The 25423-nt window shown below is 40.8% G+C and carries 20 protein-coding genes and 1 pseudogene; 18 read left to right on the top strand and 3 right to left on the bottom strand.

Translation table 11 applies throughout. The features are described 5' to 3' along the window. Positions 1–6 precede the first annotated feature (6 nt). From AHMF7616_RS07760 to AHMF7616_RS07685, 17 genes and pseudogenes are all read left to right on the top strand, one after another. Positions 7–4581: a translocation/assembly module TamB domain-containing protein gene (locus AHMF7616_RS07760; protein ID WP_115372370.1), complete on the top strand. Its 4575-nt coding sequence runs from the start codon at positions 7–9 to the stop codon at positions 4579–4581. A gap of 389 nt (positions 4582–4970) precedes the next feature. Continuing rightward, positions 4971–5477: a cell division protein FtsX gene (locus AHMF7616_RS27065; RefSeq protein WP_233507400.1), complete on the top strand. Its 507-nt coding sequence runs from the start codon at positions 4971–4973 to the stop codon at positions 5475–5477. Continuing rightward, positions 5462–5809, top strand: coding sequence for a cell division protein FtsX (locus tag AHMF7616_RS27060; protein ID WP_233507399.1), 348 nt, complete (start codon positions 5462–5464; stop codon positions 5807–5809). Before AHMF7616_RS27065 ends, AHMF7616_RS27060 begins: the two co-directional genes overlap by 16 nt. A 130-nt stretch (positions 5810–5939) precedes the next feature. After that, positions 5940–6155: a DUF3098 domain-containing protein gene (locus AHMF7616_RS07750; RefSeq protein WP_115372369.1), complete on the top strand. Its 216-nt coding sequence runs from the start codon at positions 5940–5942 to the stop codon at positions 6153–6155. Further along, entirely contained in the window at positions 6156–6995 is an 840-nt protein-coding gene (locus AHMF7616_RS07745) for an undecaprenyl-diphosphate phosphatase (RefSeq protein WP_115372368.1), read from the top strand. It begins immediately after the preceding gene. 1 nt (position 6996) lies between these two features. Beyond that, positions 6997–7695, top strand: coding sequence for a tRNA pseudouridine(55) synthase TruB (gene truB / locus AHMF7616_RS07740; RefSeq protein WP_115372367.1), 699 nt, complete (start codon positions 6997–6999; stop codon positions 7693–7695). Beyond that, entirely contained in the window at positions 7679–8614 is a 936-nt protein-coding gene (locus AHMF7616_RS07735; protein WP_115372366.1) for a bifunctional riboflavin kinase/FAD synthetase, read from the top strand. The genes truB and AHMF7616_RS07735 overlap by 17 nt, the downstream gene beginning before the upstream one ends. A 193-nt stretch (positions 8615–8807) precedes the next feature. Next, entirely contained in the window at positions 8808–9503 is a 696-nt protein-coding gene (locus AHMF7616_RS07730; RefSeq protein WP_115372365.1) for a CoA transferase subunit A, read from the top strand. A 22-nt stretch (positions 9504–9525) separates the two neighbouring features. Beyond that, positions 9526–10004 (top strand): annotated as a pseudogene (locus AHMF7616_RS07725) (low affinity iron permease family protein). A gap of 141 nt (positions 10005–10145) precedes the next feature. Beyond that, entirely contained in the window at positions 10146–10802 is a 657-nt protein-coding gene (locus AHMF7616_RS07720) for a 3-oxoacid CoA-transferase subunit B (RefSeq protein ID WP_115372364.1), read from the top strand. 89 nt (positions 10803–10891) lie between these two features. Then, positions 10892–12448 carry a carbon-nitrogen hydrolase family protein gene (locus AHMF7616_RS07715; protein ID WP_115372363.1) on the top strand — a complete coding sequence of 519 codons (1557 nt, stop codon included), beginning with the start codon at positions 10892–10894 and terminating at the stop codon, positions 12446–12448. A 119-nt stretch (positions 12449–12567) separates the two neighbouring features. Continuing rightward, positions 12568–13950 carry a histidine--tRNA ligase gene (hisS, locus tag AHMF7616_RS07710; protein ID WP_115372362.1) on the top strand — a complete coding sequence of 461 codons (1383 nt, stop codon included), beginning with the start codon at positions 12568–12570 and terminating at the stop codon, positions 13948–13950. Position 13951: 1 nt separating this feature from the next. Next, positions 13952–15100: an aromatic amino acid lyase gene (locus AHMF7616_RS07705; protein ID WP_115372361.1), complete on the top strand. Its 1149-nt coding sequence runs from the start codon at positions 13952–13954 to the stop codon at positions 15098–15100. Continuing rightward, positions 15078–17039, top strand: a complete 1962-nt coding sequence (locus AHMF7616_RS07700) for a T9SS type B sorting domain-containing protein (protein WP_115372360.1) — start codon at positions 15078–15080, stop codon at positions 17037–17039. The genes AHMF7616_RS07705 and AHMF7616_RS07700 overlap by 23 nt, the downstream gene beginning before the upstream one ends. Positions 17040–17201: 162 nt before the next feature. Next, on the top strand, positions 17202–19205 hold the full coding sequence (locus AHMF7616_RS07695) for a PAS domain-containing protein (protein WP_115372359.1): 2004 nt from the start codon (positions 17202–17204) through the stop codon (positions 19203–19205). A 250-nt stretch (positions 19206–19455) separates the two neighbouring features. Further along, on the top strand, positions 19456–19791 hold the full coding sequence (locus AHMF7616_RS07690; RefSeq protein ID WP_115372358.1) for a YbaB/EbfC family nucleoid-associated protein: 336 nt from the start codon (positions 19456–19458) through the stop codon (positions 19789–19791). Further along, positions 19781–20824, top strand: a complete 1044-nt coding sequence (locus AHMF7616_RS07685) for a glycosyltransferase family 2 protein (protein WP_233507395.1) — start codon at positions 19781–19783, stop codon at positions 20822–20824. Before AHMF7616_RS07690 ends, AHMF7616_RS07685 begins: the two co-directional genes overlap by 11 nt. Positions 20825–20907: 83 nt before the next feature. Here the strand turns inward: AHMF7616_RS07685 and AHMF7616_RS07680 are convergent, their stop codons facing one another. Beyond that, a complete protein-coding gene (locus tag AHMF7616_RS07680) occupies positions 20908–21126 on the bottom strand; it encodes a PspC domain-containing protein (RefSeq protein ID WP_115372357.1) in 219 nt (72 codons plus the stop codon). 577 nt (positions 21127–21703) lie between these two features. Here AHMF7616_RS07680 and AHMF7616_RS07675 point away from each other — a divergent pair. Further along, entirely contained in the window at positions 21704–22687 is a 984-nt protein-coding gene (locus tag AHMF7616_RS07675) for a pyruvate dehydrogenase complex E1 component subunit beta (protein WP_115372356.1), read from the top strand. Between the two features lie 71 nt (positions 22688–22758). Here the strand turns inward: AHMF7616_RS07675 and AHMF7616_RS07670 are convergent, their stop codons facing one another. Both AHMF7616_RS07670 and AHMF7616_RS07665 read right to left on the bottom strand, forming a co-directional pair. Continuing rightward, positions 22759–24141, bottom strand: a complete 1383-nt coding sequence (locus tag AHMF7616_RS07670) for an undecaprenyl-phosphate glucose phosphotransferase (RefSeq protein WP_115372355.1) — start codon at positions 24139–24141, stop codon at positions 22759–22761. A gap of 64 nt (positions 24142–24205) precedes the next feature. Then, positions 24206–25351, bottom strand: coding sequence for a glycosyltransferase (locus tag AHMF7616_RS07665; RefSeq protein ID WP_233507393.1), 1146 nt, complete (start codon positions 25349–25351; stop codon positions 24206–24208). Between the last annotated feature and the right edge of the window lie 72 nt (positions 25352–25423).

Raw genomic sequence — 25423 nt, 5'->3', positions numbered from 1 at the left:
ATTTATTTGGAAAACAACAAAAATAAATGGGCTGGTGTTATCAAAACTACTCTAAGAATAGTTTTAGGCTTGTTTCTATTCTTTATTTTACTTTTTACCTGTTTAGTAATTGCCTTGCGCCAGCCGGCTATTCAAACCAGGGCAGTACAAAAAGCTTCCTCCGTACTTTCTGCTAAAATTGGTCACCAGGTTACCATTGAACGGGTAGCCATCCGTTTTTTTAACAAAGTTATACTGGAAAAAGTAAAAGTTCTTGATCGGAATAAACAAGAATTATTTTATATCGGGGAAGCGGAAGCTAGTTTAAGTGGATTTTCACCGCGGAACTACCGGCAATTAACCATTAACGAGCTTAAACTTACCAATCCGCACGCCGCTTTTGTCCGCTACAAAACGGCCGATTCTATGAATTTAAGTGTTTTTATAGCGGCCATTAAAAGACTGGTTAAAAAAGATACTACCCAAACGGCTAAAGCTAAGTTTGATTTTAAAATAAACAATTTAATTCTGAAGAACGGTCAATTCCGTTACGAGAATCAAAAACGCGAACCTACTGCTTTTGGTATGGATTACCAGCACTTGGATATTGATAGCATAAATGTTACTGTTTCTGACATTATCTTAGGCGATACCATTAAAATTCGCCTCACCGATTTACAAGCCCACGAACATAAATCTAATGCCAAACTCAAAAACCTAGACGCCCGCATGGTATACACGTCTACTTTTTGGGAATTTGCCGACTTAGACCTACGCTTAAATCGAAGCAACCTGCGTCGCTATGTACGGTTTGATTATAAGCGTTTTTTAAATTTTACCTCTTTTAACGACAGTGTGCAGGTAACCGCTACGCTTGATTCCGCGGCTATTTTTTCCGATGACATTGCTTTATTTGCCCCGCAATTAAAAGAATGGCACGACAAAATTTTAATTTCCGGCGAGGCTAAAGGTAAGGTCCGGCGCTTTAATGCCAAAAACATTGATCTTTACTACGGTGATAAAACCCATATCGTGGGTAATTTAAGCGCCGATGGCTTACCGCGTTATAAAGAAACTTTTGCCGATTTAAAATTAAAACCTTCGGTAATTACGGCTCGTGATCTGAAAAAATTTATTCCGGCTAAAAATTACGCCCTGGTAGAACGCTTAGGCACCATTAAACTACAAGGCGATTTTCTCGGCTTTTATTCTGATTTCGTGGCGCATGGTTCTTTTGCCACGGCCTTAGGAAAAGTAGTGTCGGATATAAATTTAAAAATTAATAAAAACCCAGACTTATCTACATATACCGGCGATTTACGAACCGACCAATTTGCATTAGGAAAGTTATTAGGCGATACCCGTACCTTGCAATCTATTTCGATGAACGGACAGGTAAAAGGTACCGGCTTCAACCTGCGGAACGCCCGTTTGAATTTGGATGCGACGATCCGTTCGGTTGGCATAATGGGCTATACTTACCGCAACTTAACTACCGATGCTACTTTAAGCCGCCAGTTAGTAGCCGGAAAAATTAAAATTAATGATCCTAATTTAGTGCTTTCGGCCAACGGAACTATTAATTTAAGCCAAGCCCAACCAACTTTCGACCTTACCACTGCCGTTACCCGGGCCGATTTACAAGCCTTAAAATTATCTAACAAAAAATTTATTCTGCAAACCAACGCCAGTTTAAATTTTACCGGTATCAACCTAAACGATTTGTTAGGTCAGGCCACTTTGCAGCAAACATCGCTTACCTACGGGAAAGAAGTCATAAATTTTGATTCGGTTTCCATAAAGTCTGCCATTAACTCAGATAATCGCTCTGTTGCGGTAAGCAGCAACATTCTGGACTTTACGGTTTCCGGTAATTTTCAAATTTCTCGGCTAATAGCGGACTTAACTACGTTTGTGCGGGAAGATATACTAAGTTTTAAAAGCAATAAAGCGGCCACCGAATCTTACTACCAGAAAAAGAAGCCTTACGAAGGTCCGGACTATGAGTTGAGCATGAACCTGCGGTTTAAGAAAGGCAATTCCTTGCTGAGAGCGTATTTACCGGATGTATACCTGGCCGAAAACACATTGTTCACCGGTACTTTCCGGCAAGGCCGTAATTCCACTTTTAACTTGTATAGCCACCTGGACACCCTAATTTACGGCAAATACCAATTTTATAACAACGAACTGGAGTTTGATAATTCTAAATTACGGACCAGCACCAACATATTGGCCAGTTTAGTGTTCTCGTCGCGTACGCAACAATTTACCACCGCTGCTCCTTCCGAAAATTTGTTTATAGAAGGTATCTGGAACGACAGTACCATTAATTTTGCGGCCAATATTGCGCAAAGCAACAGTACCAACAAAGCGGCCGTAGCCGGCAATATCAGCTTTCCACCCGACAAAATTCAGATTGTATTTAATCAGTCTAACATTAACGTATTAGGCAAACAATGGAACATCCGGCCTACGAACAGCATCTTAATCGGCGGCGCTGGTAAAGAAATTGAAGTAAATAATCTGGAACTGTATTTCGAGAATCAGAGCATTAACTTGGCCGGATTTATTTCCCGGGATCCCGAGCAGGAATTAGTAATGGATGTTAAAAACTTCCAGTTGCAAAATTTGGTTCCCCTTATTAATCAGCAGATTTTTGGGGTTTTAAATGCCAAGGCGTCGGCCTCCAACTTATTTAATAAATCCATTATACTCAGCAAATTAACCGTAGACTCCTTACGCCTGGATACTATTTACATCGGCGAAATTAATGGCTCTACCGATTGGGATAAGAATGAAGATAAAATTAAAGTAGATTTAGGCATATTCCGGAGCAACATGCGCGTAGTTTCGGTTACCGGCGATTATAATCCCCGTTCGGAAACGAACCCGTTGAATTTATTGGCGGTAATGGACGAAGCTCCCGTAAAACTGGTTGAACCTTTGTTAAAAACGCTTTTCTCCGATTTATCGGGTATTATGGAAGGCCGGGTACAAATAAACGGCCGTTTAAACGCGCCGGTATTAATTGGGTCGGCGTTCGTTACAAACGGACGCTTTCGGGTGAATTATTTAAACACCTATTATACGTTTAGCGATCGTATTTATTTTTCTGATAAAGATATCACCTTTCAGAATATTCGAATCCGGGACATGTTTAACAATCCGGCAACCATTGCGGGGAGCATCCAACACGAAGGCTTCCGGAATATGAAGCTTGATTTAAAAGGAGAATTTCGTCGTTTTATGGTTTTAAATACGACGCGGGCGCAAAATTCTTTGTATTACGGTACGGCCATTGCTAGCGGCACAGCCAGCTTAACCGGTGAACCTTCTAATTTGTTTATTACCGTAAACGCCCGCAGCGACGCGGGTACAAAAATGTCGATCCCGTTGGATGGGCAGCAGGAAGCCCGGCAACAAAGTTATATCCAGTTTGTCAATCATAAAAGAGCAGACTCCGTAGCTACGGGTCCTGCGGTGAATGCGCCGCGAGTAGACCTGGCCGGTATAAATTTAAAATTTAACCTGGGGATTACCCAAGAAGCCGAATTGGAGATAATTTTTGATGAAGAAACCGGCGATATTGTACGGGGTTCCGGTAACGGCCGGATAAACTTAAATATCGATACCCGCGGTGAATTTTCCATGGACGGCCAGGTGGAAATTGTGCAAGGTTATTACAATTTTACGCTGTATAACATCATTCGGAAAGGCTTTAATATCCGGCCCGGCGGCACCATCACCTGGAACGGCGACCCATACGCCGGTATTATGGACTTAACCGCCACCTATACCCAGCGCATTGCTTTACCTACCAGTATTTCTCCGGATAAAAGCGCTTTTCGTTATCCCGTAACGGCCGTTATGGATTTAGATGGCAAATTACTCTCCCCGGAAATTAAGCTTAACCTGGAATTTGAGGAAACTCCGGCGGCGCTCGAAACGCAGATAAATGCTTATTTAGCGGATATCCGTAATAATCAGGACGAGTTGAACCGGCAGGTGTTTAATCTACTCATTTTAAAACGTTTATCCGATCCGGCTAACGCTTCACAATCAAATGTAAGTGCTCAGGTAGATAATGCGCTTGGCTTAACCAGTAGTTTAAGTCAGGCTTTATCTAACCAATTAGGTAATTTAATTTCGCAACTCGATAGCAACCTGGAAATTGATATTGGCCTGGATGGGTTTACCGGACAACAATTAAATGATTTACAACTTCGGCTCAGTTACTCTTTTTTTAAAGGACGCTTGCGGTTAAGTCACGAAGGCGGATTGCCGGGAAGTAATTACAACAACACCGATCCTACTAATCCAAATTATAATCCGACTAACGGCGAAGTACCGGGTTCTTGGCGCGCCGATATTTTTATGCGGGAAGACGGAAAGCTTCGACTTAAACTAGAATACAACATTCTTCCGTATTCCTACACTACTTTTGGCCAAAATACCGTGAGCAGTTTACGCGGCAGTATTTTGCACACCGAACGGTTCGATTCTTTCTCCGAGCTTTTTGCCCGCCGGAAATTGCGTCGCCGGATGCGCAAACCGCCCGAGAAAATCATAATTGACTCTGATGACCGGGTAGGATTATAACATTTACCAGGTTATCAATGACCAGCTACCAATTATTATTTATCAAAGGTTATCTGTTAAATAAGCAAACATTTATTCAGCTTTATATTGGCAGGTAATCACTTGAAGTAAGAATTTTTAAAAAAACTGCAGGCTTGGTACTTGAATTTATAACTATCGGAAGCATCTCAAAGAGATTTTGATCTTTTATCAATCATTACTATTTATCAAACGAAATCACGCTTGGGATAAATAGTATTTGGTACATGCTACTTGGTAACTGGTAAATGGAAGCCGGTAAATGTTGAAACATGAGCTTTTTATTCTTAATTTCGCCGGGCAAAAGAATTTATGGCCAGACAACCTTCCAAACCTACCCGTAAAAAAAGCTTGGCAGTTACCCACACGCGATGGTTATTTTTACCATTACCCTGGCCTTGTTCGTTATTGGCTTGTTCAGCACCTTACTCATTCATGCGGGTAAATTATCCGATGTGGTGAAGCAAAGCATTGAAGTACAGGTTTACCTGGATTTTGATTTAACCCAGACGCAACTGGCCCGCATGAAAAATATTTTTTCGCAAAAAGAATACATTGCTTACTTAAACCAAGAACCGCAGGTACGTTTTTTCTCGAAAGAAGAAGGCGCAAAAGAGTTTATTCAGGAGAGTGGCGAGGATTTTATGGCTTTTCTGGGCGATAACCCGCTGCGCGATGCCTACATATTAAACATTAACCCGGATTTTGCCGATTCGGAGCACTTAAAGAAAATAAAAGCCGAACTGGAAGAAATAGACGGGGTGTACGAAGTGCAATACGTAGCCAGTCTAATTGATTCTATCAATCAAAATTTAAAAAAATCAGCATTATACTGCTTAGCTTCGCCGGCATTCTGGTGTTGGTGGTTATTATATTAATTAATAATACTATCAAACTGGCTATGTTCTCCCAGCGTTTTCTTATCCGGAGCATGCAACTTGTGGGCGCTACCTCGGGTTTTATACAACGGCCTTTCATGAACCGGGCGATCATACAAGGTTTAATCAGCGGCTTGCTGGCCTCCGGGATGCTTTTGGGGTTGTTAACGTACGCGTATTATCAAATCAATGAATTATACCTCCTCCGGGATGAAACCAAGTTAATCATTCTGGCGGGTTTGTTAGTCCTATTGGGTATGATCATCGGGTATATCAGCTCTTACCGGGCCGTACGGAAATACATGCGTTTATCCCTGGATGAACTTTATTAATTAGATGCTAGACACTAGATACCAGACTTAAATTATTTGAAGAATACCGAACATAATATTTAAATTTTCACAACAACTTATACATAATAATTCTAACGTCTAGGATCTAAAATCTAGCGTCTTAAGAAATATGGAAAATAAAAATCAGTTTGCTTTTGGTCGCCGCAACTACCTGTTAATGATTGTAGGCTTGGTGGTATTGGGTATCGGCTTCATTATCATGACCCTGGATAAGGAGCCTTACGGCGAAGGATTTTTGGGTATTACATTAGGACCAATTTTTTTAGTTATAGGATTTATTATCGAGTTTTTCGCCATTCTGGTGAAAGATCGCAAAAAAGTTTAAATGAGTTTCTGGCACGCAATTATTCTGGCTATCGTAGAAGGCCTTACTGAATTTCTACCCGTATCTTCCACCGGTCACATGATTATTGCCTCTAGTTTAATGGGCATTACCGCATCGGAATTTACCAAAATGTTCACGGTTAATATTCAGTTCGGAGCGATCTTATCGGTGCTGGTATTATACTGGAAGCGGTTTTTTCAATCGCTGGATTTTTATAAAAAGTTATTGTTTGCCTTTATCCCAGCCGTTGTGGTTGGTTTTTTACTCAACGATGTAATTGATGCCATGCTGGAGAGCGTGGTTACCGTTGCCATCTCTTTGGTGTTGGGCGGCGTAGTACTGTTATTTGTAGATAAATGGTTTAATAATGATCCAATGCACAGCACGCCTTCGGCTAAACAAGCTTTTATAATTGGTATTGCCCAATGCATTGCCATGATTCCCGGAGTCTCCCGCTCAGCGGCATCCATTATTGGCGGCCTGGCCCAAGGTATTTCCCGGAAAGCGGCGGCCGAATTTTCGTTTTTCCTGGCTATACCTACCATGCTGGCCGCGGCCAGTTATAAATTTATCACTGACTTCCTGCACCTGGACATTAAAGATGATATTCTGAAAATGAATACGTACAAAATACAGTCCAGCTTAAACCACTTATCGGCGCACGATGTGCAAACACTTTTATTAGGCAACTTAGTCGCTTTTATAGTAGCGATGCTGGCTATTAAGTTTTTTATTAATTTCTTAACGAAGTATGGCTTCCGGGTTTTTGGTATTTACCGCATTATTGTGGGGGCTTTGTTGTTGTTGCTCTTATTGTTCGGAGTTGATTTAAGTGTGTAATATGAAAGACTACGATTTTGAAGCCGGCGAAATCCTACTGATGAATAAACCCTTACATTGGACTTCGTTTGATGTGGTAAAAAAAGTACGGAACCAGCTTCGAATTAAAAAAATCGGCCATGCCGGCACTTTAGATCCTTTAGCTTCGGGTTTGCTTATTTTATGCACCGGAAAGTTTACCAAGAAAATAGACGAAATTCAAAGCCAAGAAAAAGAATACACGGGTCATTTTACCATTGGCCAGACCACTCCTTCGTTCGACCTGGAAACAGCCGTCGATCAAACTTTGGATTACCGGCACATAACTACTGAAGATATTCAGGCTGCTGCCGCTTCTTTCCTGGGACAGATTGATCAAATACCGCCTTTGTTTTCGGCAGTTAAAATAAACGGGGAACGAGCTTATACTTTGGCCCGGCGGGGCGAGGAGGCCGAGATTAAGGCCAAGGCTATTTTTATCAAAACTTTTGAAATTACGCAAATAGAACTGCCCTTAGTCTATTTTCGGGTGGTATGCTCCAAAGGTACCTATATCCGCAGCTTGGCCCGCGATTTTGGGCAAAAATTGGGTTGCGGGGCTTATTTATCACAACTAGTACGCACCCGAATCGGGGAATACGACTTAAGACAAGCGCTTACCCTGGACAATATTCAGGAAATCCGGAAGTACAGACAAGAACAACATGCAGGTAATTCGTAGCCTTACTGATTTTCCGGAACTAAGCCAGGCAGTGGTTACTAGCGGCACTTTTGATGGCGTACACCGTGGCCACCAGAAAATTCTGCAACGCCTGATTCAGCTAGCACAAGCTATAAATGGGCAAAGTGTGGTGATTACCTATTGGCCCCATCCTCGTCTGGTTCTCCAACCAGAAATTCAAAATATTCATTTGTTGTCCACCATAGAAGAACGGATTGAACAACTGGCGGCTTTTGCCGTAGATTATCTCTTAATTATTCCGTTTACCCGCGAATTTGCCAATTTAGACTCGGAACAGTTTGTCTCGGAAATCCTCATAAAAACCATTCGCACCAAAAAATTAGTTATTGGCTACGATCACCGGTTTGGACGTAACCGGGCCGGTAGTTTTGAATATTTACGGCAACATGCCCCCGAATTAGGTTTTGAAGTAGAAGAAATACCGCGCCAAGACATTGACCATGTAGCCGTAAGTTCTACCAAAATCCGGACGGCGCTAGAAGCCGGCGAAATTAAAACAGCCACTGCTTATTTGGGCCGCTATTATGCCTTAGTGGGAACAGTGGTGCTGGGTAAACAATTGGGCCGCACCTTAGGCTACCCAACCGCTAACTTAAATATCACGGAACAGCATAAACTAATTCCCAGACAAGGTATTTACGTAGTGCAGGTAAAAATTAAAAATCAGCTATTTGGTGGCATGCTGAGTATTGGTACTAATCCTACAGTGGGCGGCACGAACCAAACCGTTGAAGTAAATATTTTTAATTTCTCCGGTAATCTATACGGTCAGGAAATTACCTTGCTTTTTCTCGATCGCATTCGTAGTGAAGAAAAGTTTGCTAATCTGGATGAACTTATTACCCAGATGCATCAGGATAAAATCAAGTCTTTGAGCGTTTTAAATAGTTTTTTTTAAATTTTTAGTATTTTACCCGCGACTTCATCGGTGACTAGCAATCTTATAAAGTCATTTATTTCACTCCACTTCACTTAATTAAAATACGTTCCTGTATTCTCCCGGATTTTTGTGTAGAGCACTAAATATAGCAGGCGGCTTCTTCTAATCATTTTTGATTTCTCGTATATTCATAGCATACAATTAAAAATGTATGATAAATAAAGAAGTAGCCAGTGCACAAGAAGCCCTGGCGGATATACCGGACGGTGCGGTTCTAATGCTGGGTGGGTTTGGTTTATGCGGTATACCCGAAAATTGCATTGCCGAACTCCTGCGTAAGGGCACCAAAAATTTAACCTGTATTTCTAATAACGCCGGGGTCGATAATTTTGGCTTGGGAATACTCTTGCAAAAGCGCCAGGTAATAAAAATGGTGGCGAGCTACGTGGGTGAAAATGCCGAGTTTGAAAAACAACTGCTTAGTGGTGAATTAGTAGTAGAATTAATTCCGCAAGGCACCTTAGCCGAACGAATCCGGGCGGGTGGGGCGGGCATTCCGGCTTTTTATACCCCAGCTGGCTATGGCACCGAAGTAGGTGCAGGCAAAGAAGTTCGGGAGTTTAACGGCAAAATGTATTTACTGGAATATGGGTTACGCGCCGATTTTGCCCTGGTGAAAGCTTGGCGGGGAGATACCGCCGGAAATTTAATCTATAAAGGTACGGCCCGCAATTTTAATCCCATGATGGCCACCGCCGGTAAAATTACCATTGCGGAAGTAGAACAACTCGTACCAGCCGGCGAGCTCGACCCAAACCACATTCATACGCCCGGTATTTTTGTGCAACGCATCTTTCAAGGACAAGCTTACGAAAAACGAATCGAACAACGTACCGTAAGAACGTAAGATATACTAAATTGCTGCTCTCATGAAAATAGCTGAAGATAAACGACCGAGTAAATTTGCTGTTTTCTTCGAAAACTTTGCCGGTAAAATTACCTGGGCTTCCGGAAAACCAGTTTCTTTTCTGGCGGCTTTTGGTTTTGTATTAATCTGGGGCATCACCGGCCCTTTGTTCCATTTTTCGGATACTTGGCAATTAGTAATAAATACGGTTACCAGCATTGTTACTTTTTTAATGGTTTTTTAATTCAACAGGCACAAAACAAAGACTCGCAGGCTATCCAGTTAAAATTAAATGAAGTAGTAGCGGCTTTAAAAGGGGCCAGTAACCGCCTTATTAATATCGAAGACTTAAGCGATGATGAATTAAAAGTCCTGAAATCGTACTACGACCAATTAGCCGAAATTGCTGAGAAAGAGGAAAGCATCGTAGAAGCCCATTCGATGGAAGACGCCCGGGAAAATCAAGAAGCTAAAGAACGGGCCGATCACAAACCACAGTAGGTTAGTTGTTGGTTGCTAGTTGCTGGTTATTAGTAAAAATTTTAAAATTTTTGATCTTAATAGACAATTCAGCTAATTTTTCTCTTAATTGTTCTCAACACTAGCCCATAAAAACAACCAACTAACAACCAACAACTAAATATGGCCTTGGACAAACACGGCATCGCGAAACGGATTGCGCAGGAATTACGGGATGGGTATTACGTGAATCTCGGCATCGGTATCCCAACGTTAGTGGCCAATTATATTCCGGCGGGTATAAACGTAACGTTGCAGTCCGAGAATGGTTTGTTAGGGATGGGGCCGTTCCCCACCGAAACGGAAGTAGATCCTGATCTGATTAATGCCGGAAAGCAAACGGTAACTACGCTGCCGGGTTCTTCGCTCTTTAGTTCCGCCGAAAGTTTTGCCATGATCCGGGGCGAGCACGTCGATTTAACGGTGCTGGGGGCCATGGAAGTGTCGGAGCGCGGCGATATTGCTAACTGGAAAATTCCGGGTATAATGGTGAAAGGCATGGGCGGCGCCATGGATTTGGTAGCTTCGGCTAAAAACATCATTGTGGCCATGCAACATACCAGCCGCGATGGTCAATCTAAACTGCTTACTTCGTGTACCTTACCTATAACCGGCTTGCAGTGTGTAAAAAAAATAGTAACTGATTTAGCCGTTCTGGATATTACACCGGAAGGGTTTGTCTTGCGCGAACGAGCCCCCGGAGTAACGGTGGAACAAATTCAGAAAGTTACCGCCGGCAAATTGATAACTCCGGATAGTGTTCCGGAAATTAAAATATAACTAGTTTTGTTACCATTAGTTATTTAGAAAAACTTTCCACGATGGGCTGCCTATTTTTTTAAATTTTTGCAGCCTTACTTACCTGTATTATGACTGATAAAAGTAAACCATCCGATAAAACCAAAGAACCCGAACATAAGTTAACCCTGCGCCAGTTACGGCTCGCCGATTACAAAGCTATAAAAGGCATTATGGACACTGTTTATTCTAACTTGGGCGGCTCCTGGACCAAAGAAGAATTTGTGGCTTTGTTAAAAGCTTTTCCGGAAGGCCAAATATGCATTACCGATAAAGGCAAAGTAATAGCAGGAGCATTAAGTATCATCGTAAAATATTCCGATTACGGCGATAAACACACCTATGAGCAAATTGTGGGCAAAGGCAAATTTGATACCCACAACCCTGATGGCGACACGCTTTATGGGGTAGACGTGTTTGTAGATCCCGAGTACCGGAACTTGCGTTTAGGCCGCCGTTTATACGATGCCCGGAAAGAAATGTGCGAAAACCTGAACATGCGTGGTATTATTGCCGGTGGCCGAATACCGGGCTACTTAGAACACGCCGAGAAAATGTCGCCGCGCAAATACATTGACATGGTGCGGAACAAGGAAATTTACGACCCCATTTTAACCTTTCAGCTCAGTAACGACTTCCACGTTCGAAAAATTTTAAAAGGCTACATGCCCAGCGATGTTGAGTCGAAAGCGTACGCTACTTTACTCGAATGGATTAACGTGTATTACGAAGAACGGGAAGAATTAATTGGTGGTCAAAAAACCGTTGTCCGGATTGGTGTGGTGCAGTGGCAAATGCGAAATCTAACTTCTTTAGAAGATTTACTGCAGCAAATAGAGTTTTATGTGGATACGGTGAGTTCCTACAAAGCAGATATTATCATGTTTCCGGAGTTTTTTAACGCTCCCATGATGGCCCTTTCCAACGACCCGTCGCCCTCGGCTGCTATTCGTACCTTAGCCGATTATACCGAGGAAGTGCGGGAAAAACTCATTAGCATGGCCTTGTCGTACAATATCAATATTATTGCCGGCAGTATGCCCGAGTATAATAATAAGCAGTTGCACAATGTAAGTTACCTCTGCCGCCGCGATGGCACCTACGATAAACAATACAAATTGCACGTAACCCCAGACGAGGCCGCTTATTGGGGTATGCGCGGCGGAAATAAACTATCTATTTTTGATACGGATATTGGCAAAATTGGTATACTGATTTGCTACGATGTGGAATTTCCGGAATTAGCTCGGATGCTATCGGATATGGACATGAAAATTTTATTTGTGCCTTACTGGACGGATACCAAAAACGCCTATCTGCGGGTACGGCGTTGCGCCCAGGCTCGGGCCATCGAAAACGAATGTTATGTGGCGATAACGGGCAGCGTAGGGAACTTGCCCCGTGTCGAAAACATGGATATACAGTATTCGCAATCGGCAGTGTTTTCCCCTTCCGATTTTGCTTTTCCGCACGATGCGGTGGTGGCCGAAGCCACGCCGAACACCGAAATGACCTTAATTGCGGACTTAGACCTTGATTTATTGAAAGACTTAAATACCGGGGGTAGTGTACGAAACCTGCGTGATCGCCGGAGAGATTTATATAATGTAAGCTGGATTATGGATTAATTTTTTTAAATGTTACACATAAAACGGATAGTTCGCCAAAGTGAACTATCCGTTTTTGTTTGTTAAAACCACGATTTCGGCAAAAATTATTACCTTCGCGCCAGAATTTTTAAGCAACCATGAGTAAAGAAAAACCCAGCCTTCCTAAAGGAACCCGCGACTTTAGTCCGGAAGTAGTGGGAAAGCGTAACTATATTTTTAACACTATTAAAAGAACTTTCCGTAAGTTTGGCTTTCAGCCGCTGGAAACGCCAACCATGGAAAATCTTTCGGTACTTACCGGGAAGTACGGCGACGAAGGGGACCAGTTAATTTTTAAAATTTTGAACTCCGGCGATTACCTGGCCAAAACTACTGTTGCCGATTATGAACTGGGCAGCAAACATTTACTCCGGAAAATTTCGGAGAAAGCCCTCCGGTACGATTTAACCGTGCCTTTTGCCCGGTACGTGGTCATGAACCGCAACGAAATTACCTTTCCGTTTAAACGCTACCAAATTCAACCGGTGTGGCGCGCCGATCGACCCCAACGTGGCCGTTATCGCGAATTTTATCAATGCGATGCTGATGTAGTAGGTACCAAATCCTTACTTTGCGAAGCCGAAATTGTACTGATGATTGATGAGGTTTTTACCAGTTTAGGTATAACGGATTTCACCATTAAGATTAACCACCGTAAAATTTTAGAAGGTATAGCTGAGATTATTGGTCAAAAGGGTCGTGAAGTGGATTTTTATGTAGCTATTGATAAGCTTGATAAAATTGGAGTTGAAGGAGTTAAAAAAGAATTATTAACTAAAGGCATACCTGCTGAAGAAGTAGCCAAACTGCACACTTTATTATCTTATACAGATTTTGGTATTGAGACTATTAATGCTATTCCGGAAATAATCAAAAATCAATTTGATAATCAGAACACTCAAATTGGCCATTTAGAAATTGATAAAGTAAGAAACTATGTAGAAACTATAAATAGAGTTGCTTTAAAAAATGTTAAGATTGATCCCACGCTGGCCCGGGGTCTCTCCTACTACACCGGCTGTATTTTCGAAGTTAAGGTAAACAATGTGCAAATGGGCAGCATATCGGGTGGTGGTCGTTACGATAACCTGACGGGTATGTTTGGCCTGCCCAATGTATCCGGCGTGGGCATTTCCTTTGGCGTCGACCGGATATACGATGTACTGGAAGAATTACAGTTATTTCCGGAGTCGGTGCAAACCAGCACGCAAGTACTGCTTACCAACTTCGATAGCTTATCTGAAGCTTATGCTTTGCCTATTTTGCAACAATTGCGGGCGGCCGGTATTGCCACGGAACTGTATCCCGATCAGGTAAAATTAGCCAAGCAAATGACCTACGCTGATCAGAAAAAAATACCTTACGTATTGTTGATCGGCTCCGAAGAAATAACATCGGGTCAGTTGAAATTTAAAAATATGCGTACTGGCGAGCAAGAAAGCCTTCCGCTAGCAGAAATTATCAAGAGGTTAGCCCTTTAAAATGGAACGCGTATTTTCGATTAAACATAATCAACCACTTACAGTTGAGGCAATTCAACAGATTCTGGCGAAACAAATAAGCGTTACCTTTTCGCCTGACCTTAATGGAAATTCAAAATCCGATATTCTCAACACGCAAGAAGCAATAACATCCGCCGAACTGCAAGCATTTGCCATAGGATTAGGCCCGGAAACTCCGGCCGAACTAACACCTTTAATGCTTGTCTTGCTGGCCGATTTTGTCTTTAAAAACCCAATTGCAAATAGTTTGCAAATTATTTCCCGAATCCTGGAATTTTACGATTATGAAGTTTTACCCCAGGTTTTCAGTCAAGGACTTTATACCTCTCCTGCTGCTCATTTAATCTTACCGGTATTTGGCGTTGGCAAAGTGTATTACCAAGGTTATTTATTAAAAGCCGCCGATGTGCACGACATATTTAGTTGGCAACCTATACCCTGGCCGGAAGATTTGCCACTTGCCCTTACCTCAACTTCTTTCCTGGGATTAAGTAATTTAATTTACTCTTTTATACAGCTTAAAAAACTTGTCAGCTATTCCGAAGTGCTTTTACCTCCTGTTGACCTATTAACCGATTCCGGAAATCTATACCCAGAGCAGTTGGAACACTTGGAACACCAGTTGAACAGCTTTTTAACTTTCCCGGAAGCGCAGTCAAAACCCGTAAACGGCTTAATGTATCAGGTAGTAAAATTATTTTTTAAATTCGGTGAATATATTCTGGAAAATTTAGCGCAGCCAAGAACGAACGAATCTTTTTCCATTGCTTTAAACAACCAAATTTCAACAAACTCCGCCCACCTGCTTACCTTAATAAAAGTACTTCATCAGGAAAGCTTCTTTTTGTTTGAAGGCGATTTTGACTCACATTCCGGCCCATCTACTGCTTTTACCAACCAACTGATGTTGCAGCCTTTCTTTTTTTTAAAAAATTTAGAAAAAAAAATGGCAATAACCACTCTGGTGCAATTAACTAAGGCTATTAACCCGGCTAATACGCTAAATGTAACAGCAAATCTTCAGGCTACATACCGAAAGCAAGTAATTGCCGTTTTAAAGGAAGCTGATTTTGACGAATTAATCCGGAAAACGATTGTGTTTATGTATGCCAGTGTTGCCAGTAAGTAACTTATCGAAAATTTTCTGGTTATGTATTTTACTGCAACTAGTAATTAGTAAAAATGTACCCGCGCAAACCAACCCCTGCCCGGATAAATTTAAGGCATACCATGCCAATGGAGCTGAAGTAAATACTTTTTGTGTAGGTGAAAAAATCCGGTTTAAATCGTGTTCGGCCAACGCGCAACCAGATAAGGAGTACTACGATACTAACAAAAATGATGGTTTGGCTTTCCCGGATACTGTTAAAAGTGTTACTTATAGCGCACCCGGTACCTATACCGTTACACAACTAATTAATACCGGCTTACCCGGGAATAACCAATTTGAGCGAACATTCACCGTATTAGATACTCCCCCACCTACCCTTACAGGATTTGCCTGCGCTTTTTATAAAGTAAACTTTAGAATAACCGACACCCATTATGATTATTACCGCGTCAACTTTGGCGATGGTACGGAGCTACGAGTACTACCCGGTAAAGACACAACGTACCAGTATCAGAAAGCCGGTTTATTTCAATTAACGGTAAAAGGAATCTTTAGGAATGCCTTGTGCATAACGGAAAACTCTCTGGAAATACCACCTTTAAATGAGATGAAGATTCCCCACTTAACCAGCATTGCTATCAACAATTATTCTAAAGAATCGGGCAAGTTGGAGATCAAAGCAGAACTACAGGGTGGCTATAGTTACCTTCTGGAGCAAGCTCCCGTAAATTCAAACAATTTCAGAGAAGTTAAACGTATAAATTCCGCTTTGGGAGATAATAGCCGTACGATAATCGTAGATCAAATAGATACGCGCACCGTTTACCAGTACCGCTTACAAGTTTCTGATAGTTGCCGTACCCATACCAACGTTTTTTCGAATATTTTAACTACCCAGCCTTTGGGGGTAACTACGCAGAATAAAACCAATCAATTAACTTGGCCCCTTTATCCTTCAGCAGCAGTAAGAAATTACCAGATATACCGTGATGCTCAATTAATTAAAACTCTACCAGCTTTAATCACCTCCTTTGTAGATGAAGTCGTGACCTGCGGGCAACAATATTGTTACCGCCTAGAGGTAGTCCTTCAGAATAATCAGTCGTCGTTTTCAAACGATACTTGCCAAAAGGTAATAGCTACCAAACCACCAAAAGCCGGATTGCTGGTAGCTTCTTACAATCTGCAAAATCAGGTAGAATTACGATTACAACCAGCGGCCCAGGAAACAGCGCAAGATGCAAACTGGCAAAAAAAAATGAATAACAGGCCTTTTATGAACCTAGGAAGCACGAAACAAAATACCTTTCTGGATGAAGCAAAGTTTAAAGAAAACGAACCACCCTGCTACCAGGCCACTTACACCGATCCTTGTGGACTAATTTCGGCTTTGAGCAATCAAGCTTGTCCAACAATGTTGAACGGAACATTTAACTCCGCAGAGAACCGGGTAAATTTACGTTGGTCGGCCTATATAGGCTTTACTCTCGTACCTCAATATACCGTTGAAGTATCTGATGAGGCTACCGGTCAATTGCTTGGTTCGTTTGCAGTAGGAAGCAACACCACATTTATCGACAGCAAATTAAATACTGCCAGCCAAATATTGGCCTACCGCATAAAAGTTACTTCGGCTAACCCAGGCGAAATTAGTTACTCCAACAAAGTAGTAATAGCTCAAAATTTTTCCGCCTTTATTCCTACGGCCTTTTCCCCTAATAACGATGGGTTAAATGATGTTTTTGAGCTAAAAGGAAAATTTATACAAACCTTGAACCTTAAAATTTACAACCGGTGGGGCCAAATTATATTTGAAAGTAAAAACCCTAATGAAGGCTGGAACGGTAAAATAAACGGCCAAGATGCGCCCGTAGGTACTTACGTTTACTCATTTACTGCTCAGGACCTTAACGGAAACCTTATTCAGCGGAAAGGATCCGTAACTTTAATCAAGTAAACTTCTCATATCCAGCATCCATTTAAAAATTAATCAGCTATTTAGCAGCAAATTACTTTTTCTTTTTTAAATTATTAAAATAGTCGTATTTTCAATTGATTTTTTAGAGATCTAACGAAGAGGCATCACCTAAAAATATAATTTCTGAATTTTGCACCGGGTATGGCAAGGAGAATTGCGTTAATTTATTTGCTGTTAGGTTTAGGCTGGATTACATGGAGTGGTTGGGCGCTGCAGAAAATAAATGTCATCTATCAGCTTGACCCACCACAAATTTTTAGGTTAGATCAATGGACAGGGTATTTCTTTGTTGTTGCCACGGCTTTGATTTTTTACGTTTTTATTCATCGTAATTTTTTAAAAAATCATCCGGATAGTCAGCATTTTCGACAAATGTTTGATGACAATCCCAATCCGATGTGGTTTTACGATAAGGAGTCGTTGTGTATACTGGCAGTAAACCAAGCCATGGTAGTGGAATATGGCTATACCCGGCAAGAACTGCTGCAGATGACTATCAAACAAATTCGTCCGCAGGAGAGTATTGGGGCCTTGGAAAATAGATTACAAGAAGATATACCCACTTACTCTAAAAGTGGCATTTGGTGCCACCAGCGTAAAAGCGGTGAGTTATTTTATGTACGAATTTATTCCAATTCTACGGAATACCAGGGGCATCTAGCTCGGTTGGTTATGGCCTTCGACATTACTCCTATCATTCAGGCCGAACAGGAAAACAGGGTATTAAACAATCGTTTAGAAAAAAAACAACGCTATTTACGTTCTATCATCGATTCGCAAACAACTTTTCTGATTCGCATCGACACGTTAGGCCAGTATACTTTTGTTAATCCGGCTTTTTGTCAAAAACTTAACTGTTCATTAGAATACATCTTAACCCAATCTTTTTTAACCGACCTGCTGCCCGAAGAAGAGGGACAAGTTCAAGAACTTATCCACCAATGTTTGCAGCAACCCGATAAAGTAGTACCTATTATGCTTCACAAAGTAAATAGTCAGGGTAAGCCAGTTCTTATACAGTGGGAGTTTGTGGCCATAAAAGCGGCTAAAGAAAAAATCACGGAGCTGCAAGGAATGGGGCGGGACGTTACGGAAGAAGTAGAATCGCAAACAAAGATTGAAGAATATACTCAACGAATCCACGATATTTTGGAGAGCATAACGGATGGTTTTTGCGCTATTGACAAAAACTGGAATTTCACTTACGTAAATAAAGAATTTGAGCGTTTGCTTTACAGCAAACGCGAAAATATAATGGGAACTTCGTTTTGGGAGCAATTCCCGGAATCTGTTTCCCTGCTTTTTCATAGTGAATTTCAAAAATCCATGCAGGAGCAAATAAAAGTACACTTTGAAGAATACTATCCGCGTTTTCAGGCTTGGTTCAAAGTGGCGGCTTATCCTACTCCCGATGGTTTAACCGTATATTTTCAAGATATTACCCAGGAAAAAAAGGCCCAGGAAAAAGACTTTGAAGATGCTCAAAACTTAAACGCGCTTATTAATAACCCAAGTGCGCTCATCTGGTCGGTTAATACCAAATACCAATTAATATCGGCTAACAAACCTTTTATCACTAAAATGTCTCAAGTTATGGGTATTACGCTGCAAAAAGGCGATAGCGTAATATATCCGGAATCTAACCCCGAATTGGTAAATAAATGGCTTGACCTGTACCAAAGAGCATTTCAAGGCGAAATTTATTCGGTAGAAGATAAAGAGATTAATGCTGATAATACGGTAACCTATTACGAAATAAGTTTTAATCCCATCCGGGACCGCGATGGTCGGATTACCGGTACTGGTTGTTTTTCCCGAAATATAACCGAGAATAAACGGCACCAGATTAAAATTCAGGAACAAAATGAAAAGCTGAAAGAAATTGCTTGGATTCAATCGCATAAAGTACGGGTACCTGTTGCCAATATTTTAGGCTTAGTAAACGCGTTTAATTACCAGGATTTAACCGATCCCTTCAACCTGGAAGTATTAACGAATTTACTTACTGTAACCAACGACTTAGACCTGATTATCCGGGAAATAGTAGATAAAACTAACGAAATAGAAGATAACCCTTCCGATTTAGCCAATCTTCGGATAATGCTCGGCGACCGCATTGATATTCATCCAACCAGGAGAATATAATCATAGGTACATATAAAAAATCATCGATCAAATTACTTTGGCTGTTTGGTAGCTTCCTATTAATTGTATAGGCAGTTAGTCCGGTAATCCTGTATATTCATAAGCCTAGTATCAAATTATTTGGTATTCGTGTTTAATAAATTAGAAGTAATAATTTTTAAACTCCTGCCTTTACCAGTCCTTAGGTATTATTTTTTAAATTATTACCTTTGCTCCACTTTATATAGTAATAATTAAAACCGCCAGCGCTATGTTTGATATGTTTTCGATGATGGGCAAGATAAAAGAGGTTCAGGCCAAAATGAAAGATGCCCAGGATAGCCTCCAGTTTATCACCGTTACTGCTGAGTCGGGGGCAGGTTTAGTAAAAGCAAAAGCAAACGGCTTACGTAAGTTGATTTCCCTGGAAATAGATGCTTCTTTGCTAAACCAGGAAGATAAAGAAATGCTCACCGACCTGGTCGTTGCCGCCGTTAATAAAGCCATGGATGAGGCCGGAGAGAAAGGTCGCGACGAAATGAAACGCCAAACCGAAGGATTATTGCCTAACATTCCCGGATTAGATTTAAACAGCCTTGGTTTATAAGCAGCGCCTTTCGGTTGCTATTGTTATTTTAAACTGGAATGGTCAGAAGTACTTAGCCCAATTTTTACCTTCCGTAGTTACGCATTCTTCCGGCTGCACCATTTTCGTGGTAGATAATCAATCTACCGATAACTCCGTGCCGTTTGTACAAGAAAATTATCCGAACATAAAGCTCATTCAACACGAGCAAAATTTAGGCTTCTGCGTAGGTTACAATCAAGCGATTCAGCAAATCGAAGCCGATTATTACATCTTGTTAAATTCAGATGTAGAAGTTACTGCTGGCTGGGTTACGCCAGTAATCGAACTAATGGAAAGCCATCCTGTTATTGCCGCTTGTCAGCCTAAAATCAAATCTTATTACAAGCCGTCTTTCTTTGAATATGCGGGAGCGGGTGGCGGTTTGCTCGATCGCTTTGGGTATCCGTTCTGCCGGGGCCGATTGTTTCAATCCATTGAAGAAGATCGCGGGCAATACAACGATGCTGTACCGGTTTTCTGGGCCAGCGGGGCCTGTTTGTTTGTGCGCGCAGCGGCCTATCACCAGATGCACGGTTTAGAGCCTGCTTTTTTTGCCCATATGGAAGAAATTGACTTGTGCTGGCGATTACAAAATCAAGGTTACCAAATATGGTATTGTGGTAAAAGTGAAGTTTACCACGTGGGCGGTGGTACCCTACCCGCATCGAACCCCCGGAAAACTTTTTTAAATTTTAGAAATGGCTTAGCGCTGCTTTATAAAAATTTCGCCGGCAAAAACCTTTTTGCAACCTTTTGCACACGATTATTATTAGATTGGATTGCCGCGCTTACATTTATCAGTAGCGGACAAGCCGCGGACGGTTTAGCTGTTTTTAGAGCACACTTGGCTATATGGCAGAACAGAAAGTATTGGTATAAAACAAGAGCAGAGCAAATGCTGGTTCAAAAAAGCCCAGCTAAGGGCGTATATAGCCGGAGTATTGTTTGGGATTATTTTATTCGGCAAAAAAGAAGCTACCGGGAATTAAAATTTAAAAATTTTACCAGTTAACGGATGCAAAATATTTGGTGCATTATCTAATTAAGCAACTAGTCCGGGAAAGTAGAAAAAATAAACGCTGCTCCGGTAAAAATTTAAAAATCCCAAACCGTACTTTTTTGCCGGCGCAAGCATTTTTGAATGTTTAACCAAAAAGCCAGCATTAAGTAAATGAGTACGGGTGAGCCAAAAGTCAGGAAGGACAAGTAAATAAAAGACATGCGAATACTGCTGGTAGCAAAGCCTAACTTTTCGCCGAGTGCCGTACAAACACCAAAAGCCCGCGATTCAATGTAATATTGTAACCGTTTCATGTCTCTTTAAAAATTAAACTAATATAACACTATTAACTGTAAAAGTAACTGCTTTCAATAACTAACTCCTATTTATTAAACTGCCGCATAAACTTTATTATGCGGCTATTAACTTCGTAAGTATCGCAAAAAGCTGGCAAATACTTACTTCAGCTTCTTGTTTTTTCTGATATACTATTACTACAAGCTAGAGACAAGGTTGCATCTTCCTTAGAGTTACCTCTAAATTCTATAAATAACATAGCATCTTGTAGATAAATACTGTATTATTAAGCGATTAGCCAATTTAATTTGATTGTAGAGCATTTTACAAAAAGAAGTAAAAACTAATGATAGCTAACCTATTTAACTGTTATCTGAATATTGCAAGCAGCACTCCGGTAAGTCAGCTAAATTCTTCTTCAGGCTTACGTTTCACAAAAAAACAAAATGGATACTGTAAGTATTTCAGAAAATATGTAGTTTTGGTATTTAAAAGAACAAGGCTAAATAGAATACATGATCCGTTAACAAAGCCGGATTTTTAAAATAAATTTTAATTTTTACGCTACCATAGTTGGTATAAATCAAATTATAAATGCGAACAATTCAGTTTAGAGAAGCTTTGCGCGAAGCCATGACCGAAGAAATGCGACGCGATCCCCGTATTTTTTTAATGGGCGAAGAAGTTGCCGAGTACAATGGGGCCTACAAAGTAAGTCAGGGCATGTTGGATGAGTTTGGGCCGGAACGCATTATTGATACCCCGATTGCCGAGTTAGGCTTTGCCGGTATTGGTATTGGAGCGGCCATGAATGGTCTGCGCCCTGTCATTGAATTTATGACTTTTAATTTTTCGCTGGTGGCCATAGACCAGATTATTAACTCAGCGGCCAAAATGATGTCCATGTCGGGTGGTCAGTACCGGGTGCCCATCGTTTTCCGGGGACCAACCGGCAGCGCCGGTATGTTGTCGTCGCAGCATTCGCAAAATTTTGAAAATTGGTACGCGAACTGCCCGGGTTTAAAAGTAGTGGTGCCAAGTAACCCCGCCGATGCGAAAGGTCTTTTGAAATCCTCTATCCGCGATGAAGATCCGGTAATTTTTATGGAGTCAGAACAAATGTACGGCGACAAAGGCGAAGTTCCGGAAGAAGAATACATGATCCCGATTGGGGTAGCCGATGTAAAACGCCCCGGTACAGACGTAACATTGGTATCATTTGGTAAAATAATGAAAGTAGTGTTAGCGGCTGCCGAGGAGTTACAAAAAGAAAATATTTCGGCCGAAGTTATCGATTTACGTACCGTCCGCCCCATCGACTATAAAACTATCATGGAATCGGTGAAGAAAACCAATCGCTTAGTAATTGTGGAAGAAGCTTGGCCATTAGCCTCTATCTCTTCCGAAATTGCTTTCCACGTACAGCATAACGCCTTCGATTACCTGGATGCTCCGGTTAAACGCGTTACTTGCCGCGATGTACCTTTACCTTATGCGCCTACCCTTATTGAAGCTTCTTTGCCTAATGTGGAACGTACGGTTAAAGCCGTGCAATCGGTAATGTACCGCAAAGCTTAATTTTTTAAATTATTAATGGAAAAGCCGGTAAGTTGGTACTTACCGGCTTTTATTATGACGTTTTTTAAATTTTAAAAAGCGTTTTCTTCACCTTTCAGCATATTGTAAATAGTTAAAAAAATAATTTTAATATCGAGTAAAAAGGTCCAGTTTTCAATGTAAAACAAATCTATTTTAATTCTATTCTTCATTTGGTGCGGTTCCGATGTTTCTCCGCGATAGCCTTTTACCTGTGCTAAACCCGTAACCCCCGGTTTAATTAAGTGCCGCGACATATACCGGCCAATTAACCGCCGGTAATTTTCGTTTAACTTTACCGGATGCGGACGCGGTCCGACTACCGACATGTCCCCTAAAAACACGTTAAAAAACTGCGGTAGCTCATCTAAATTTGTTTTTCTTAAAAAACCACCCAACTTAGTTACTCGATCATCATCTTTGGTAGCTTGCTTTATATCTGCCTCTTCATTTTGCCGCATACTTCTAAATTTATAGCAAACAAAGGGTTTATTATCCCGGCCGTTTCGTAATTGTTTAAACAAAATAGGCCCTTTAGAATCTAATTTTATCAAAATTCCAACAATTGGTATGAGCCAGGAAAGCACAAAAACGATTACTACAAAAGAAAATAGAATATCAAAAACTCGCTTAACTACCATATTAAAGGAATCGTCCAAAGGTATCGGACGAAGGTTCATGATAGGCAGCAGGTCATAAAAATCTACCTCCAATTTGCGCGATTGAATCAAATTAGCTTCCGGAATAAACTTTAACCGAATAAGATTATCTTCGGCAAAATCAATAATTCTGGTTACCTGATTGCTGGTTAGTTCAAACGCCGAACAGTAAATCTCATCTATTTGGTTACGCAGTACGTAATCCTCTAAATCATCGATTTTTCCTAAAGATTTACTGGTATTTTTCGGATTATCATCAAAAAAACCGTAAAAACGATAACCCGTATCCGGCCGAGATTCAAAGTATTTTCGTAGTTGGTTCGATGCCCTGCCAAATCCCGCAATAACTACTTTCTTGTAATTTCCGCCTTTTATACGATAATACTTTAAAATATACGTAAGCCCTACGCGCCAGCCTACCATCAGGATCGTTAAGTAAACATACGTGTAAGTCAGAAACGATCGGGAAAAAAAGTAAGGTTTGGTAATATTAATGGTTGCTTCTACTAATAAAATAAACAGTATAACCTGTTTAATAAGATTACTGACAATAGAAGTAATCCGGGTTACCCGCTTAATATTGTAGGAATTTAAGATAGAAGCAGCAGTAATCCAAGCTAAATTGCAGTACAGTAATAAACTTAAAAATTGCGATTCGATAAAATTCTCCGATCCATTAAAACGGCTTACATAACCAGCCAAAGCAGCTATATTAAGTAAAATCAGATCTCCTACCGTGTTTATTATTTTAATGTACTTTTGGTTCTGCCCTGCCATTAATGTGAATTACCTGTATTTCTAAGCAAATCTATTAAAATTGACTTAGATAATGTAGAAATTCTTACTCCACCGGGTGTAAGTTTTTATACTCAGCTCCGTATTTATCTAGAACAAAATTTTGGATTGATTTTATAAAAGTGCTTTCGTCGAAACGTAAAGAATTTTGGCGAATAAATTCCGGATCAAAATCGGCATAAATATTTTCCATCAAGCTTACGGCTTCTATTAGCGCCTCCACACTTTGATTTTTAAAAAAAACAGCCGTGCTTTGGGCTACAAGTTCTTTATAAGGAAGCATGGTATGCAGTACACCTCCCGCGGCATAAGCAATAACTGGCCGTCCGGAGGCATTGGCTTCTAAAGGCGTAATTCCAAAATCCTCGTGTTGCGGAAAAATAAAGGCCCGGCATTCCGCGTACAATTTACTTAACTCTAGGGCGGATAATCTACTTTTAAAAGTAATGTTATGCTTTGCCTGCGTTTTAAGTTCTTTTTCTTTAGTTCCAGTTCCAACAATTACTAGCGGTAACCCTAATTGATTAAAAACCTCTATGGCTAAATCCACTTTTTTATAGTATTCCAGCCTTGTTACCATTAAATAGTATCCATTCTGGTGCGAAGCTACATAGAAGTTTTTAGTATTTACCGGAGGATAGATTACCTGAATCTCTTTACTAGAAGTGTATATTTCTTTAATCTTGATACTCGTTTCAGCGGTATTTGCAATAAAGTAATCGGTTCGTTGCGCAGCTTTAAAATCATAATGCTGCAAAACAGATATAACAGTACGCAACAACTGTTTTTTTAAACCTCTAGCTTGCACATACTCGCCATAAGACTCCGGGTACCAAGCCAGCCGGAAAGGTTGATGACAATAATTAATAACTAAAGCTCCGGGAGAAACTTTAATGTATTTAGCACAATACGTTGAAGATATTAAAATAACATCAAATAGGGTAACATCTAACTGGTGCATGGCCAAAAGTCCAAAAGGAAAGAAAAATTTCTTCATTTTACTTTCATCTTTTGCCAGCTTCTGATACCAGGAAGTAATTACCCGGCTATTTTTAAAATCCGGATAAGTATTTTCTGCATCATACGCTAAAGTAAAAATAGGGGCTTCCGGAAAAGCATAATGAAAACACCGTGCTACTTGTTCCGCTCCACCCCGGCGCATCAAATCATCGTGCACAATGGCTAATTTCATTAAAGATAAATCTAAAATTTTTTATCATTTATTACACCGATCAATACATTGTTCAGGCCATTAATTTATAGA

Source organism: Adhaeribacter pallidiroseus, assembly GCF_003340495.1.
Classification (GTDB): domain Bacteria; phylum Bacteroidota; class Bacteroidia; order Cytophagales; family Hymenobacteraceae; genus Adhaeribacter; species Adhaeribacter pallidiroseus.
Note: the sequence above shows the minus strand (reverse complement) of the source record. Positions and strands in the feature narration are given on the sequence as shown.